Below are 13,156 nucleotides of genomic sequence, written 5' to 3'. Positions count from 1 at the left end.
GCGCGGTATGGGACGTCCTGAAATCAGCATCGATGCCGGTGAGGCCAATCTGGTTGCGGTGGAGCGGTTTTTCTTTCTGCTGCTTCCCGGATTTTCCGCGCTGGATCTTGGCGCGGGGCTGGATTCGCTGGCGGCGGCCAATGTGGCGCGGGGAGAGGCGGGTTTTACCTGGCAGATTGTCAGCGAGACGGGTGATCCCGTCGCTGCCTCCACATGCATGACCGTGGAGGTCGAGGGTGGCCTGCCGGACCTGCGTTGCCGGGATTGCGTGGTTCTTTGCGCCCCGCTGATAGAGGTACAGGTCGCGTCTGCCGTTCTCAAAGCCTGGCTGCGACGGGCAATGCGATTTGGCGCGCAGATTTGCGCGCTTGGGGGTGGCGCTGCGGTGCTGGCCCAGACCGGGCTGGGGCAGGATCAAAAGCTGAGCGCGCATTGGAAGCTGCAGCCCGCGCTGGCCGAGATGTTTCCGGATCTTGAGGCGGTATGCTCTGTTTTCGAGGAGGACAGCGCGGTTGCAACCTGCGGCGGCGGGGCGGCCACGCTGGATCTCTTCTCGGCGTTGATTGGCCGCAAACATGGCAGCGCCATTGCCTCGCAGGTGGCGGACCAATTGCTCTACGCCTCGGTGCGTGACCGCAATGACCGGCAAACCCGGAGCGATCTGTGCCGACTTGGGACACGCCACGAAAAACTCGGGCAGGCGATCAGGCTTATTCAGGATGGGCTGGAAGAGACGCTCTCGCCATCGCTGATTGCCGGGCAGGTCGGCTTGTCGACGCGGCAGTTGGAGCGGTTGTTTCAACGTTATCTGGGAACCAGCCCGAAAATCCACATGACGACACTTCGCCTTGATAAGGCGCGACTGCTCTTGCAGCAGACGCAGATGCGGGTGGTCGATGTGGCGGTGGCTTGCGGGTTCAGCTCGCCCGGTCATTTCTCCAAACTGTACCGCAGCCATTTTGGCATCTCGCCGCATTTCGAGCACGGCGCGATTTGATCCTTTGCGGTTTGTACCGGGCTCAGGGTTTGCGCTGAAACAGGATCACCAGAAGAGCCAGCAGCGAAGAGCCGAGCATCAAGAGGAGCGAGACCGCGTTCAGGAGCGGCGTGGAGCCTTCCTTGAGACGGTCGAACATGGCGATGGTCAGCGGTGCGTCGGAGCCGACGAGCATGAGCGTGGTGTTGAAGTTCTCGAAGCTCATCAGGAAGGCGACCACCACCGCGCCGATCATAGCCGGGGCGAGGAAGGGCAGGGTGATGGTGCGCACGGCTGTGAGCCGGTCCGCGCCGAGGTTCAACGCCGCCTCCTCCAACGTGCGGTCAAACTTTTGCAGGCGGGCAGAGATCACCAGCGTGGCGATGGTGGTGATGAAACTGAACTGGCCGAGCACGACGAGCAACAGACCGGGGCGCAGGGCCTGAATGTCCATCTGGGCCAGATCCCACAGCCCGTTGGCCAGCGTCGAAGAGAAGACGAGGATCGAGATGCCCAGCACGATGCCGGGGATCACAAGTGGCAGCAGCATCAGAACGTAAAGCAGCCCTTTGCCGCGGAACTCGTAGCGGTTGAAGAGGAAGGCGTTGGAGGTGCCCACCGCCACCGATAGAACCGCCACGCAAAGCGCGACAAAGGCGGAAGTACCCACGGCGCGCAGGATGCCGCGTTCGTGGAAGACACCGATTTGCGGGCGTTCAGAGCCGAAGAACCAATTCCAGGTGAAACCTTCCCATGGCAGCGATGGAAACTGGCTGTCGTTGAAGGCAAAGACGGCCACCACGGTCAGCGGCAGGGCGAGATAGACGAAGAAGAGCAGCACATAGCCGCCATAGGCAAGCCGGAAGCTGCGGGATTGGGGTATGCTCGGGATCATCCCATGGTCTCCTTCAACGTCCGGCCCGTCAGCCGCAACATGCCCCAGACGATCACCGAGGAGAGCAGCAGAAGCATGAAGCCAAAGGCCGCGCCCAGCTCCCAGTTGGAGCGCACGATGAACTGGTTGTAGATCATTTCGGTGAACCACAGGCTGTCTTTGCCGCCGAGCATCGTGGGCGTCAGATAGTTGCCCAAGGACAGCATGAAAACGACGATACAGCCCGACACGATGCCGGGCATGGCGTGTGGGATGATGATCTCGCGCAGCACAGACAGCCCGTTGCCACCAAGGTCATAGCCGGCCTCGACCACGCTGTCGTCGAGGCTTTCCAAGGTTGTCACAAGCGGCACGACCATGAACAGCATCGAGGTGTAGACAAGGCCGACCATCATGGTGGCATCGGTGTAGAGCAACTCCACCGGCTGATCGGCGAGCCCGGTCCATTGCAGCAGGTTCGAGATGATCCCGGTCTCGCGCAGGAGGATCATCCAGCCGAAGGTGCGCACCAGTTCAGAGACATAAAACGGGATCAGGCAAAGCATGAAAAGCACCTGTTGCAACCGTCCCTTGGCCATCTTGGCGATGTAATAGGCCACAGGGAAAGCAATCAGCAGGGTGATGGCGGTGGCAAGGACGGACATGACAGCGGTGCGGGCAAAGGTGCGCAGGTAAAGCGGTTCGGTCAGGGCTTTTTCGTATTGGGTGAGGCTGGTCTCATAGACACCGAAACTGATGCGCTCCCGCAGGGAAATCAGAAGCATGTCAATGTGCGGGATGATGATCAGCAGGCCGAGCCAAAGCACCAGCGGCGTCAGCAAAAGGTAGAACGCGATGCGGGACTGGCTGCGCATCAGCCTGCCCCAAAGCAGGTGGCCTGCGTCGCGCCCCAGCCGATGTGCACCGTGTCGCCGCGCTGGAGCGAGGCAAACTCGCCGGATTGCGGCAAGGTGACTTCGAGCGTTTCGCCCACGTCGTCCTGCACCAGAACCCGGCTGGCGGCGCCGTTGAACAGCAAGCTGGTCACGGTGCCCTTGAGCTGATTGTCGAAGGTGGAAAGCGCTTCGGCGGTTGCCGCGATGCGGATCGCCTCTGGCCGGACGTAGATTTCTGCCGCCGTGCCTTCGGCAAGGTCTGCGCCGCTGGCACGCATGGCCAGGCCGGTGTCGGTGCGCAACTGGACCGTGCCGGCTTCGCTGCGTTCGATGCGGCCTTTCCAGCGGTTCGAATCGCCGATGAACCCGGCCACAAAAGGCGTGTCGGGGCGGTAGTAAAGATCCTGCCCGGTGCCGATCTGTTCGAACCGGCCATCGTTCATGACGGCGACCTGATCGGACATGACCAAAGCTTCGGATTGGTCATGGGTGATATAAACAAAGGTGGTGTCAAAGGCCGCCTGAAGCGCCTTGAGCTCGACCTTCATATGTTCGCGCAGTTTCAGATCCAGCGCGCCAAGCGGTTCGTCCAGAAGCAAAACGTCCGGCTCCAGAACCATGCAGCGGGCGATGGCCACACGCTGCTTTTGTCCGCCAGAGAGCTCATCCACCTTGCGGGTGCCGATGCCGGGCAGGCCGATGCGGTCGAGCGCTTCGTCGACTTTTCGGGCGATGTCCGGTTTCGCCATGCCACGCCGGCGCAGTCCATAGCCGATGTTTTCGGCAATGGTCATCATCGGGAAGAGCGCGAGGTGCTGGAAGACCATGTTCACCGGGCGTTTGTTCGGCGGCGTGTCGAGAACCGAGCCGCCCTTGATCCGGATGTCGCCCGAGGTGGGATCAAGGAACCCCGCGATCATCCGCATGATCGTCGTCTTGCCGCAGCCGGAGGGGCCGAGAATCGAAAAGAAACTGCCCGGCGGCACCGAGAAGGAGACGTTGTCGACAGCCGTCGTCTCGCCGAACTGCTTTACGAGGTCGGCGCATTCCAGATCAGGGGTCATATGAAATCCGTAAAAGGTGGGCGGCACCCGAAAGCGCCGCCCGATAGGTCAGTTGGCGGCCTGAACGCGGTCCAGAACATCGCCTTCGATGGCTTCGAGACCGGCGGGGACCGGCGGATACCATTTGATGTTGTCGATCGCCTCCTGCGGGAAGCTGGCCTGATACTTGGCTTTCAGGCTGTCCTCGGCGAATTCATCGGCGCCCGCGGAGGCGGTGAAGTTGCCAGCCGCTGCGGTGATCTTTGCCGCGATTTCCGGCTGCATCACGAAGTTGATCCAGTCGTAGGCGGCATCATCGGCCTGGCCTTTGGCGGGCAGAACGAAGGTGTCGATCCAGCCCAGAGCGCCGGAAGCGGGGGCGACAAACGTGATATCCGCGTTGTCATCGTTCAGCTTCCAGCCGCCGGTATCCCAGGCCATGGAGGCGGTGACTTCGCCGGAGCGCACGAGGTTCATCAGCTCATCGCCGCCACCCCAGTAGGTTTTGACGTTGGCCTTGCACTCGGTCAGCTTGGCTTCGACCTTGCCCATGATTTCCTTGTACTTCGCTTCGTCGCCATAAGCGGCGAAGGGGTCTTCACCCAAGGCAAAGGCAAAGCCGATCAGGGTCGGGCGCTTGAGGCGGTAAGAGACCTTCCCGGCGAGAGCCGGATCACACAGGTCCGTGTAGTCTTTGACCGTGTCACCGGCCATGGCGGTGTTCATCACAAGGCCGGAGGTGCCCCAGACGTGCGGCACGCCGTAAACGTCACCCGCAACGGTGGTGTTGGCCATGGTGGCCGAGAGCATCGACGGGATGAAGAGATCCTGGTTCAGCTTGGAGGTGTCGATCGGCTTGTAGATGCCGAACTCCATCTGTGGGCCCATGATTCGGTCTTGAGAGGGCTGGGCGAGGTCAAAGCCGCCGCCGCCAGTGGCGCGCAGCTTGGCGATCATTTCCTCGTTGTTGGATTTGGTCACCTCGACGGTGTGGCCGGTCTGTTCTTCGAACATCGCCACCACATCATCGGGCGCATAACCACCCCAGGTGAGCAGGCGCAGCGTGTCGGCCTGTGCCACTGTGGCGAGTCCGGCAAGCAGGGTGCTGGTCATCAAAACGGTTCTGATCATGGGAAATCCTCTCTGTTGTGTTTGGTATTCCGGGCCGCATGTGTCCATTGGACCATTTGGTCAATTTTTTGTGCGACCGAACGCACGCACCTTATTCCATAACGTGTGTGAAACATTCATGACAGAAAAAAAATGTGTGGCCATTTCTTTACGGGATCCCAGCGTCGTGGTTTCGTCGCTGATGAACCGAGGGAAGACGTGAACCCAATGCGCTGAAATACATTTGGTTTTAGCTATCAAGATGGGGCGCGGAGACCTACCGCATGGTCCGGCAGAAGGCTTTCTTGCGCTGCAAAACCTGCTGTGTTGCCGCGATAGGTTGTTCAATCCGCTTGAGTGGGGCTCCGGGAACGCCCCTGCGGTGTTGCCGTGAAGGTCCTTTGCAGTCATGTTTTTGCTATGCACCGCTATCCGATCTACTCCGCCGCGCAATTGGCGCATTCGTCCTACAAGGCTGACACGCATCCCTCGGTCGCCCCGCGCATTGCGCGGTCCTTGGATCAGGGGGATGTTCAGGCCCATTTGCTCGACAACGGGGTCTTGCTGATCCCCGGATCGAATTCGGTCATGGACTATCTGAAGTTCAATCTGCGTGTCCTCTGGATTGCGGGGAAGAAATACGCGGTCAAGGACGCGGTGAGCGAGAAGGGGGCCTCCGGGACGATCTGGCATCAGGGCTTCCTGCGCCACGCCAAGGTCATTTATGACTGGGTCGAAGCGGGCGGGACCAAGCCTACTTACATCATCGGGCATTCACTTGGCGCCGCTGCAACGCAGGTTCTGACCAAAAGCTGGGCGGTTCCCGGGATCGGGTTCGCCGCGCCCCGGCCGCGCAAGGCGCGCGGACCGGTCAAGCATGACAAGCTCTGCCTGCTGATCAATCGCGACGACGATCCGGTGACGAAACTGCCGTTCAGCTTCAATCACATGGGGCAGGTGCACCGGGCGCGGGCCGCTCGCTCTTCTTTTGGGCCGGACCACCACATGAAACACTACAAGGCCGTGGTGAAAGAAGAGCAGGGCAAAGGGCGACTCGGCCCCTCGTGGCCCGCTTGAGGCGCTGAATTGGCGCGAAAAGCGGCACTGATTTCGTAAAACTGTAATGAATCAGGGGTAGGAAAGCGGCCATGTGAGTGTGACCGCACATCGGATTTTTGTGATCCGGGAACGTGTATTTCTGCAATGATTTCAGTATGGTTCCGAGGCGGCCCCGTGGCCGCCTCTTTGCGTTTCGGCGGGCAGCTATGCAGTCATGCCAAAACCGCTATTCGAATATGTCTCTACCGCCTTGCTGCGTTGCGGCGTAAATCGGGGCCAGATGCTGACCTATTTTGAACAAGAGGCACGCCCATGGCACATATCTCTGCCCCCTACACAACCGAACCCGCGACCAACCCGTTCCTGAGCCTCGGTCGCCGGATCCTCGACGCAATGGTTGCGATTGGCGAAGCCAACCCGCGCGTGCGTGAAATCGAGCGCCTGACGGCAAAGTCCGACGAAGACCTGGCCAAAATGGGCCTCAAGCGTGAGGACATCGTCCGCCACGTCATGCGTGATGCGCTGTTCCTCTGAACTGACGCTTCCCTGACCGCGAAGAAGCCGCGCCCTTATGGGACGCGGCTTTTTTGTGTCCGGTTGCACCCTGCTGGACAAAGAAAAAGGGCCCCCGAAACGGGAACCCTTCGAAATCTCTCTGACGCTCAGGATTAGTTCTGAGCGTAGTATTCGATCACGAGGTTCGGTTCCATCATGACCGGGTACGGCACATCGGCGAGGCCGGGGGTGCGCACGAAGGTGGCGGTCATCTTGGAGTGATCGGCTTCGATGTAGTCCGGAACGTCACGCTCGGGCAGCTGTACAGCTTCGAGCAGGGCGGTCATCTGGCGGGACTTCTCACGCACTTCGATGACGTCGCCTTCCTTGACGCGGTAGGACGGGATGTTGACGCGCTTGCCGTTCACCAGAACGTGGCCGTGGTTCACGAACTGACGCGCTGCGAAGACGGTCGGAACGAACTTGGCGCGGTAGACGACGGCGTCGAGACGGCGCTCGAGCAGACCAACGAGGTTCTCGCCGGTGTCACCCTTCACACGGGCGGCTTCGGTGTAGATGCGCTTGAACTGCTTCTCGGTCAGGTCGCCGTAGTAGCCTTTGAGCTTCTGCTTGGCGCGGAGCTGCAGACCGAAGTCGGACATTTTGCCCTTGCGGCGCTGACCGTGCTGGCCGGGGCCATATTCGCGGCGGTTGACCGGGGACTTCGGACGGCCCCAGATGTTTTCGCCCATGCGGCGGTCGATTTTGTACTTGGCAGACGTGCGTTTGGTCACGATCTGATCTCCTCTTAACGGTTCAAAGAGGGCGTTGTCCTCTTCCCGGATTTGGCCGGAACGACAGGGCATCCCCTCGCGGGGGCCACCAACACCAATGAAGCCGCGCTTATACGCTTGGAATCAGCCGTGTCAAGCGACGCCTCACGTGACAGCAAGATCCTTCAAATTCACTCTTTAAACGTAGCTTAACAGTTGTGGCGCAAGAAAGGACAAGCAGACGCTCGGGAGACGATCGTGAGACTGAAGAACAAGCATTTGGATCAAGGGCCACGCAATGCTCTGGCCCATGCCCTCGGGAGCCGCGATGCCAATACAATGGACATGGTGCGCCGCGCCATCGAACACCGCGAAACCATGCTTGCCTACCAGCCCGTCGTTCAAAGCGCGGACCCAGGCCAGGTGGCTTTTTATGAAGGATTGATCCGAGTTCTGGATGAAACCGGGCGAATCATACCCGCGCGCGACTTCATCAGCACGGTTGAAGAGACGGAATATGGACGCCTTCTGGATTGCATCGCTTTGGAAAAAGGTCTGAACGAGTTGGCCGCAACGCCCGGTTTGCGTCTTTCGATCAACATGTCTGCCCGCTCCATCGGGTACAAGAAATGGATGCGCATTCTACAGCGTGGGCTGTCCAACGATCCCACCGTGGGAGAGCGGCTGATTCTCGAAATCACGGAATCCTCTGCAATGACGATTCCGGAGCTTGTGACATCCTTCATGCGGGACCTTCAGCAGCAGGGTATTTCCTTTGCGATGGATGACTTCGGGGCGGGGTATACAGCCTTGAGACACTTCAAGGATTTCAGTTTTGACATCCTCAAGGTGGACGGCCAGTTCGTAACCGGTATTGCCCATGATCCGGACAATCAGGTTCTTGTGACCGCGATGCATGCCATTGCGGAACAATTCGACATGTTCACGGTCGCAGAGCGTGTCGAAACCGCAGAAGATGCGGCCTGTCTGGAGCGCATCGGCATTGACTGCCTGCAGGGCTATTTCTTTGCCGCGCCAACTGTGCGGCCTCCCTGGCGTGACCATGCTCCGGAAAAGACAGCTTGATAGCGCCCACCGTGACAGACTGTCCGGTTTACGCTGCGTCGCAGAAACAGTAAGTCCTCGCCTATAACGCGAAGCACGGCATGGTTTGACCTTCCGGGGAAACCCTGTAAGCCTGCCTCGACTCGTATCGCTGGAGGACCCACATGACCAACGTCGTTATCGCCAGTGCCGCACGAACTGCAGTCGGCAGTTTCAGCGGCTCTTTTGCCAAGACCCCCGCACATGATCTTGGTGCAGCCGTGCTCGAGGCCCTCGTTGCCCGCGCCGGTGTAGACAAATCCGACGTTTCGGAAACGATCCTCGGTCAGGTTCTGACCGCAGCGCAGGGCCAGAACCCGGCGCGTCAAGCGCACATCAACGCAGGCCTTCCGCAAGAAAGCGCGGCCTGGGGGCTTAACCAGGTGTGTGGCTCCGGTCTGCGCGCGGTTGCGCTAGGCGCTCAGCACATCATGCTCGGCGATGCCGATGTGGTCTGCGCAGGCGGTCAGGAAAACATGTCGCTGAGCACCCATGCCGCACACCTGCGTGCCGGCCAGAAGATGGGCGACATGAAGTACATCGACACGATGATCCGTGATGGCCTTTGGGATGCGTTCAACGGCTACCACATGGGTCAGACCGCTGAAAACGTTGCGGAAAAGTGGCAGATCAGCCGCGAGATGCAGGACGAGTTCGCCGTCGCTTCGCAGAATAAGGCCGAAGCTGCCCAAAAAGCGGGCAAGTTCGACGACGAAATCGCAGCCTTTACCGTCAAAACCCGCAAGGGCGATATCGTTGTAGACAAAGACGAGTACATTCGTCACGGCGCGACCATCGAAGCCATGCAGAAACTGCGCCCGGCTTTCATGAAAGACGGCTCCGTGACCGCTGCCAACGCCTCCGGCCTGAATGACGGCGCGGCTGGCGTGCTGCTGATGAGCGCCGACAATGCTGAAAAGCGCGGTATCGAGCCTTTGGCGCGCATCGCCTCCTATGCCACCGCTGGTCTGGACCCGTCGATCATGGGTGTGGGCCCGATCTACGCATCGCGCAAGGCGCTGGACAAAGCGGGCTGGTCCGTTGACGATCTGGACCTCGTTGAAGCAAACGAAGCCTTCGCTGCACAGGCCTGCGCCGTGAACAAGGACATGGGCTGGGATCCGTCGATCGTGAACGTGAACGGCGGCGCGATCGCCATCGGCCACCCGATTGGCGCATCCGGCGCGCGCGTTCTGAACACGCTGCTGTTCGAAATGAAGCGCCGCGACGCCAAGAAAGGCCTCGCCACGCTTTGCATCGGCGGCGGCATGGGTGTCGCGCTCTGTGTGGAGCGCCCGTAAGCGAGCGGATCACCGAATAACGGGGGGGCGCTTGCGAAGCGCCCCTTTTTTTTGGTGGTTTAAGTTGGATTTTTTCGCGCAACAATATTGCGCATGGAAATCCTAGATTGTAATTACCTTACCTAACCAAAGACTACTCTGGAGGAACAGATATGGCACGCGTTGCACTCGTTACTGGCGGCAGCCGCGGAATCGGCGAAGCGATTTCCAAGAAACTCAAGGCAGACGGCTACGAAGTCGCCGCGACCTACGCTGGCAACGACGAGAAGGCCGCGGCCTTCACCGAAGCCACCGGCATCAAGACCTACAAGTGGGACGTGGCTGACTACGAAGCCTCCTCTGCGGGCATTGCACAGGTCGAAGCGGATCTCGGCCCGATTGACGTTGTTGTTGCCAACGCCGGCATCACCTGGGACGGTTTCTTCCACAAGATGAAGCCGGAGCAGTGGCAGAAGGTCATCGACACCAACCTCACCGGTGTGTTCAACACCGTGCGCCCTGTGTGGCCGGGCATGCGTGAGCGCGGCTTTGGCCGTGTGATTGTGATTTCCTCGATCAATGGCCAGAAAGGCCAAGCCGGTCAGGTGAACTATGCCGCGACCAAGGCGGGCGATCTCGGCATCGTCAAGTCGCTGGCACAGGAAGGCGCAGCAAAGGGCATCACCGCCAACGCCGTTTGCCCGGGTTACATCGGCACCGAAATGGTCCGCGCGATCCCCGAAGAAGTTCTGAACTCCAAGATCATCCCGCAGATCCCGGCAGGCCGCCTGGGCGAGCCGGAAGAAATCGCGCGTTGCGTGGCGTTCCTGGCCTCCGACGATGCGGGCTTCATCAACGGCTCGACCATCTCGGCAAACGGCGCACAGTTCTTCGTCTGATACGCCGCGACAGACATGCAGAAGGCGCCCCGGATCGGGGCGCCTTTTTGTTTGGGTGACATGAAAACGCTCCCGGAGCCAGAAAGGTTCGGGAGCGTTTACCGTCTCGCACCAGACCGGCGGGCCTTGCGGCCTGCGGTCAGTGGCGGCGCGCGATCAGGAAGTTGAAGAAATTGGCAACGGCTTCTCCACGCGCGGCATGGGCTGCGCGGAATGCATCGCGGTGGCGGCGGTCTTGGGCGGCTTCCAACATGTTTAGTCCTCGATACAGATTTGCTTGATGACATTGTATATGAAGCCTGCGAAGCTATCTGACAAACGAGAGTTCTTCTGTCCTCAGTTAAGGAAAACTTGTCTGAATGTCCGACCGGCTTCCGCCCCTGACCGCACTGCGGGCCTTTGAAGCGGCCGCACGGCATTTGTCTTTTGCCAAGGCCGCAAGCGAGTTGAACGTCACTCCGGCGGCGCTGTCCTTCCAGATCAAAAAGCTGGAAGAGGACCTTGGCCAGCCTGTGTTCAAGAGGCTGAACCGCGCGGTTGAGCTCACCGAGGTGGGAAAGGTGCTCGCCCCCAGTCTCTCCGAGGGGTTTGGCAGGCTGAACGCGGCTTGGGCTTCGGCCCGGAGAATGCTGGATACCAAGATTCTCTCGGTGACGGCGGGCCCGGCATTTACCACGAAATGGCTTGCTCCGCGCCTCTTCGAGTTCGCCAGCGCCCATCCCGATATCGAACTGCGGTTCGCTGCCACGCTACGCAGCCTGGATTTCGATCGTGATGCGGTCGATGTTGCGATCCGGTACGGATATGGGCCGGATCCGGGGCTGTACTGTGAGCATCTGGTGGATGAGTGCCTCACGCCGATGATGCGGCCGGAGCTGGCAGAGCGCTATTTGACGGTCGAAAGCCTTTTGAAAGCGCCGCTTTTGTACGATGCGTCTCAGGATTTCATAGAACCCCCGGCGGATTGGGCCGCCTGGTTTCGCGCCTGTGGGCTTGAGGGCGCGCCGAAACCTGTGGCGCGGTTCTCTCAGGCGGATCACGCCCTTGATGCTGCGCTGGCGGGCGGGGGCGTTGTGTTCAGTCGGACATCACTGGCGATCCCGCATCTCGCGCGGGGAGAGCTTGTGGCACCATTCCCCATCGCGCTGACCACCGATGCGAAGTTCCGGGTGCTGTGCGAGAAGGGCACGGAAAACAAGCCGCAGATCGCTGCGTTTCGGACGTGGCTGCGGGATGAGGTGGAGAAATTTCCCGATGGTTTGGAAGGCCGCACCCTGATCCCGGTGACAGAAGTCCCGCGCCAGCAAAAAGGGCCCGCCCGTTAGGGCAGACCCGCTTCGTGCAAGGCACGCGTTTGCGTGCCAGTCTCGGTCAGAGCGTTGGCTACGATTCCAGTCTGGCGATCTCTTCCTTGAGACGGAGTTTTTGCTTTTTCAGTTCGGCGACACGAAGACCGTCGACACCCGGCGCGGCTTGCGCCTGTTCGACAGACGCCTCCAAAGTCTGGTGCTTCCTCTTCAGTTCCTGCAGGTGCGAACTCAAGCTCATGGCATACTCCTCTATTGCTCAGACTCTCAGTGCAGCACAACTTTACGCGTAAGTCACGCCGCAGATGCAGCATATCATCACAGAATTGTAACGTGCATCGAATGAACGTCAGAACCCTTAAGCGAAGGTTAATTTTGCGCCATCTCGCAGAATTGCATTGGTGGCGTCCGTGTAGTGTTCCCGGTCGCCTTCATGGGCGCCGCCGCGATGCAAAACAAGGCCGCCATGGAAGCGAAAGGCGGCCTTGCCAGTCTTGCGCCCCCGGACCAAAACCAGCCGGGGTGGGCGGCCCGCGCGCGGAAAAAGCGGCATGAGTTCAAGCGATCCGAGGGTTTTCTGCATGGCGGCGAGCAGTTCGGGAAGGCGTTCGATGCGCTGTACGATCGTGACAAAGCCGCCGGGATTCACGCGCCGGGCGGCGGTGTCGATCCAGTCCGTCAGAGGGGTCTGACCGGCGCGCCCGATCTCGCGGCCCGCGTCCTCTGCACTGCGGCGCTGGTTCTCCAGAAAATAGGGCGGATTGGCCATAACATGGTCAAATCTGCGCTGACGCAGCTCTGCTGGCAGTTCGGAGACATTTGCGACGGTTATGTCGCCGTGAAGGTGGTTCTCAGACAGGTTGATTCGCGCCAGTTCCGCGTAGGCAGGCTGGATCTCCACGCCGGTCAGGTGCAGGTCCGACACCCGAGCGCCAAGGCAACACAAGGCCGGCCCCGCGCCGCAGCCCAGGTCCAGAACCGATTGCCCGGGTTTCGCGTCAATGGATGCGGCCAGCAGGACCGGATCCACACCGGCGCGATAGCCTGCCCTGGGCTGCAACAGGCGGATCTTGCCGCCGAGAAAGTCGCTGCTGTCCAGATCTTCGGGCAGAAAAGGCTCAGCCTTCAAAGTCGACACCGTAGTCGCGCAGCACTTGCCGCGCCTCTTCGAGGTAGCCCTTGGGCACCATAAGCCGCCGAGGCAGGATTCCGATGGAGCCCTCAAGGACGCTCATATTTACGTCCAGTTCAAAGCTGTCTATACCCGCCTCACTCAGGAGGGTTTTGGCGAGTGGGATCAGCGTTATGTCGTTGGTTCTGAGAAGCTCTTCCATGGTGGG

15 protein-coding genes are annotated in these 13,156 nt (G+C 60.2%); 7 read left to right on the top strand and 8 right to left on the bottom strand.

Annotated features, from left to right (window positions below; genetic code table 11):
• Positions 1–7: 7 nt before the first annotated feature.
• Positions 8–997 (top strand): GlxA family transcriptional regulator, encoded by a 990-nt coding sequence (locus E4662_RS11885; RefSeq protein WP_136441796.1) that lies wholly within the window; start codon positions 8–10, stop codon positions 995–997.
• Between the two features lie 22 nt (positions 998–1,019).
• Here E4662_RS11885 and E4662_RS11880 read toward each other — a convergent pair whose 3' ends face one another.
• The 4 genes from E4662_RS11880 to E4662_RS11865 are packed head-to-tail and all read right to left on the bottom strand — an operon-like array spanning position 1,020 to position 4,920.
• Positions 1,020–1,871: an ABC transporter permease gene (locus E4662_RS11880; protein WP_136441795.1), complete on the bottom strand. Its 852-nt coding sequence runs from the start codon at positions 1,869–1,871 to the stop codon at positions 1,020–1,022.
• On the bottom strand, positions 1,868–2,725 hold the full coding sequence (locus tag E4662_RS11875) for an ABC transporter permease (RefSeq protein WP_136441794.1): 858 nt from the start codon (positions 2,723–2,725) through the stop codon (positions 1,868–1,870). The genes E4662_RS11880 and E4662_RS11875 overlap by 4 nt, the downstream gene beginning before the upstream one ends.
• Positions 2,725–3,810 carry an ABC transporter ATP-binding protein gene (locus E4662_RS11870; RefSeq protein WP_136441793.1) on the bottom strand — a complete coding sequence of 362 codons (1,086 nt, stop codon included), beginning with the start codon at positions 3,808–3,810 and terminating at the stop codon, positions 2,725–2,727. Before E4662_RS11870 ends, E4662_RS11875 begins: the two co-directional genes overlap by 1 nt.
• A 48-nt stretch (positions 3,811–3,858) precedes the next feature.
• Positions 3,859–4,920: an extracellular solute-binding protein gene (locus E4662_RS11865; RefSeq protein WP_136441792.1), complete on the bottom strand. Its 1,062-nt coding sequence runs from the start codon at positions 4,918–4,920 to the stop codon at positions 3,859–3,861.
• Positions 4,921–5,319: 399 nt separating this feature from the next.
• Here E4662_RS11865 and E4662_RS11860 point away from each other — a divergent pair, with 399 nt between their 5' ends.
• Positions 5,320–5,976 carry an alpha/beta hydrolase family protein gene (locus E4662_RS11860; protein WP_136441791.1) on the top strand — a complete coding sequence of 219 codons (657 nt, stop codon included), beginning with the start codon at positions 5,320–5,322 and terminating at the stop codon, positions 5,974–5,976.
• A gap of 294 nt (positions 5,977–6,270) precedes the next feature.
• A complete protein-coding gene (locus E4662_RS11855; RefSeq protein ID WP_136441790.1) occupies positions 6,271–6,492 on the top strand; it encodes a DUF1127 domain-containing protein in 222 nt (73 codons plus the stop codon).
• A gap of 134 nt (positions 6,493–6,626) precedes the next feature.
• On the opposite strand, the gene rpsD is transcribed toward E4662_RS11855, so the two are convergent.
• On the bottom strand, positions 6,627–7,247 hold the full coding sequence (gene rpsD, locus E4662_RS11850) for a 30S ribosomal protein S4 (protein WP_136441788.1): 621 nt from the start codon (positions 7,245–7,247) through the stop codon (positions 6,627–6,629).
• 318 nt (positions 7,248–7,565) lie between these two features.
• Between rpsD and E4662_RS11845 the strand changes: the two genes are divergently transcribed.
• From E4662_RS11845 to gcvA, 4 genes are all read left to right on the top strand, one after another.
• On the top strand, positions 7,566–8,312 hold the full coding sequence (locus E4662_RS11845) for an EAL domain-containing protein (protein WP_136442111.1): 747 nt from the start codon (positions 7,566–7,568) through the stop codon (positions 8,310–8,312).
• A 143-nt stretch (positions 8,313–8,455) separates the two neighbouring features.
• Complete coding sequence (locus E4662_RS11840) at positions 8,456–9,631, top strand: acetyl-CoA C-acetyltransferase (RefSeq protein ID WP_136441787.1); 1,176 nt, start codon at positions 8,456–8,458, stop codon at positions 9,629–9,631.
• 152 nt (positions 9,632–9,783) lie between these two features.
• Positions 9,784–10,509 (top strand): acetoacetyl-CoA reductase, encoded by a 726-nt coding sequence (gene phbB / locus E4662_RS11835; protein WP_136441785.1) that lies wholly within the window; start codon positions 9,784–9,786, stop codon positions 10,507–10,509.
• 359 nt (positions 10,510–10,868) lie between these two features.
• Complete coding sequence (gene gcvA, locus E4662_RS11830) at positions 10,869–11,834, top strand: transcriptional regulator GcvA (protein WP_136441783.1); 966 nt, start codon at positions 10,869–10,871, stop codon at positions 11,832–11,834.
• 58 nt (positions 11,835–11,892) lie between these two features.
• Here gcvA and E4662_RS11825 read toward each other — a convergent pair whose 3' ends face one another.
• The 3 genes from E4662_RS11825 to E4662_RS11815 all read right to left on the bottom strand — a co-directional run bounded on the left by E4662_RS11825 (position 11,893) and on the right by E4662_RS11815 (position 13,150).
• Positions 11,893–12,057, bottom strand: coding sequence for a YdcH family protein (locus tag E4662_RS11825; protein ID WP_136441781.1), 165 nt, complete (start codon positions 12,055–12,057; stop codon positions 11,893–11,895).
• Positions 12,058–12,174: 117 nt separating this feature from the next.
• Positions 12,175–12,954: a tRNA1(Val) (adenine(37)-N6)-methyltransferase gene (locus E4662_RS11820; protein ID WP_338113509.1), complete on the bottom strand. Its 780-nt coding sequence runs from the start codon at positions 12,952–12,954 to the stop codon at positions 12,175–12,177.
• Positions 12,935–13,150 (bottom strand): putative signal transducing protein, encoded by a 216-nt coding sequence (locus E4662_RS11815; protein ID WP_136441779.1) that lies wholly within the window; start codon positions 13,148–13,150, stop codon positions 12,935–12,937. The genes E4662_RS11820 and E4662_RS11815 overlap by 20 nt, the downstream gene beginning before the upstream one ends.
• Positions 13,151–13,156 lie beyond the last annotated feature (6 nt).

This window comes from Pacificoceanicola onchidii (assembly GCF_004804335.1).
Lineage (GTDB): Bacteria > Pseudomonadota > Alphaproteobacteria > Rhodobacterales > Rhodobacteraceae > Pacificoceanicola > Pacificoceanicola onchidii.
This window is presented reverse-complemented; position numbering and strand designations above follow the sequence as displayed.

Excerpts from the sequence above, each read along its gene's own strand:
- E4662_RS11885 (WP_136441796.1), top strand. The coding sequence starts at position 8 with ATGGGACGTCCTGAAATCAGCATCGATGCCGGTGAGGCCAATCTGGTT.
- E4662_RS11880 (WP_136441795.1), bottom strand. The coding sequence starts at position 1,871 with ATGATCCCGAGCATACCCCAATCCCGCAGCTTCCGGCTTGCCTATGGC.
- E4662_RS11875 (WP_136441794.1), bottom strand. The coding sequence starts at position 2,725 with ATGCGCAGCCAGTCCCGCATCGCGTTCTACCTTTTGCTGACGCCGCTG.
- E4662_RS11870 (WP_136441793.1), bottom strand. The coding sequence starts at position 3,810 with ATGACCCCTGATCTGGAATGCGCCGACCTCGTAAAGCAGTTCGGCGAG.
- E4662_RS11865 (WP_136441792.1), bottom strand. The coding sequence starts at position 4,920 with ATGATCAGAACCGTTTTGATGACCAGCACCCTGCTTGCCGGACTCGCC.
- E4662_RS11860 (WP_136441791.1), top strand. The coding sequence starts at position 5,320 with ATGCACCGCTATCCGATCTACTCCGCCGCGCAATTGGCGCATTCGTCC.
- E4662_RS11855 (WP_136441790.1), top strand. The coding sequence starts at position 6,271 with ATGGCACATATCTCTGCCCCCTACACAACCGAACCCGCGACCAACCCG.
- E4662_RS11845 (WP_136442111.1), top strand. The coding sequence starts at position 7,566 with ATGGACATGGTGCGCCGCGCCATCGAACACCGCGAAACCATGCTTGCC.
- E4662_RS11840 (WP_136441787.1), top strand. The coding sequence starts at position 8,456 with ATGACCAACGTCGTTATCGCCAGTGCCGCACGAACTGCAGTCGGCAGT.
- phbB (WP_136441785.1), top strand. The coding sequence starts at position 9,784 with ATGGCACGCGTTGCACTCGTTACTGGCGGCAGCCGCGGAATCGGCGAA.
- gcvA (WP_136441783.1), top strand. The coding sequence starts at position 10,869 with ATGTCCGACCGGCTTCCGCCCCTGACCGCACTGCGGGCCTTTGAAGCG.
- E4662_RS11825 (WP_136441781.1), bottom strand. The coding sequence starts at position 12,057 with ATGAGCTTGAGTTCGCACCTGCAGGAACTGAAGAGGAAGCACCAGACT.
- E4662_RS11815 (WP_136441779.1), bottom strand. The coding sequence starts at position 13,150 with ATGGAAGAGCTTCTCAGAACCAACGACATAACGCTGATCCCACTCGCC.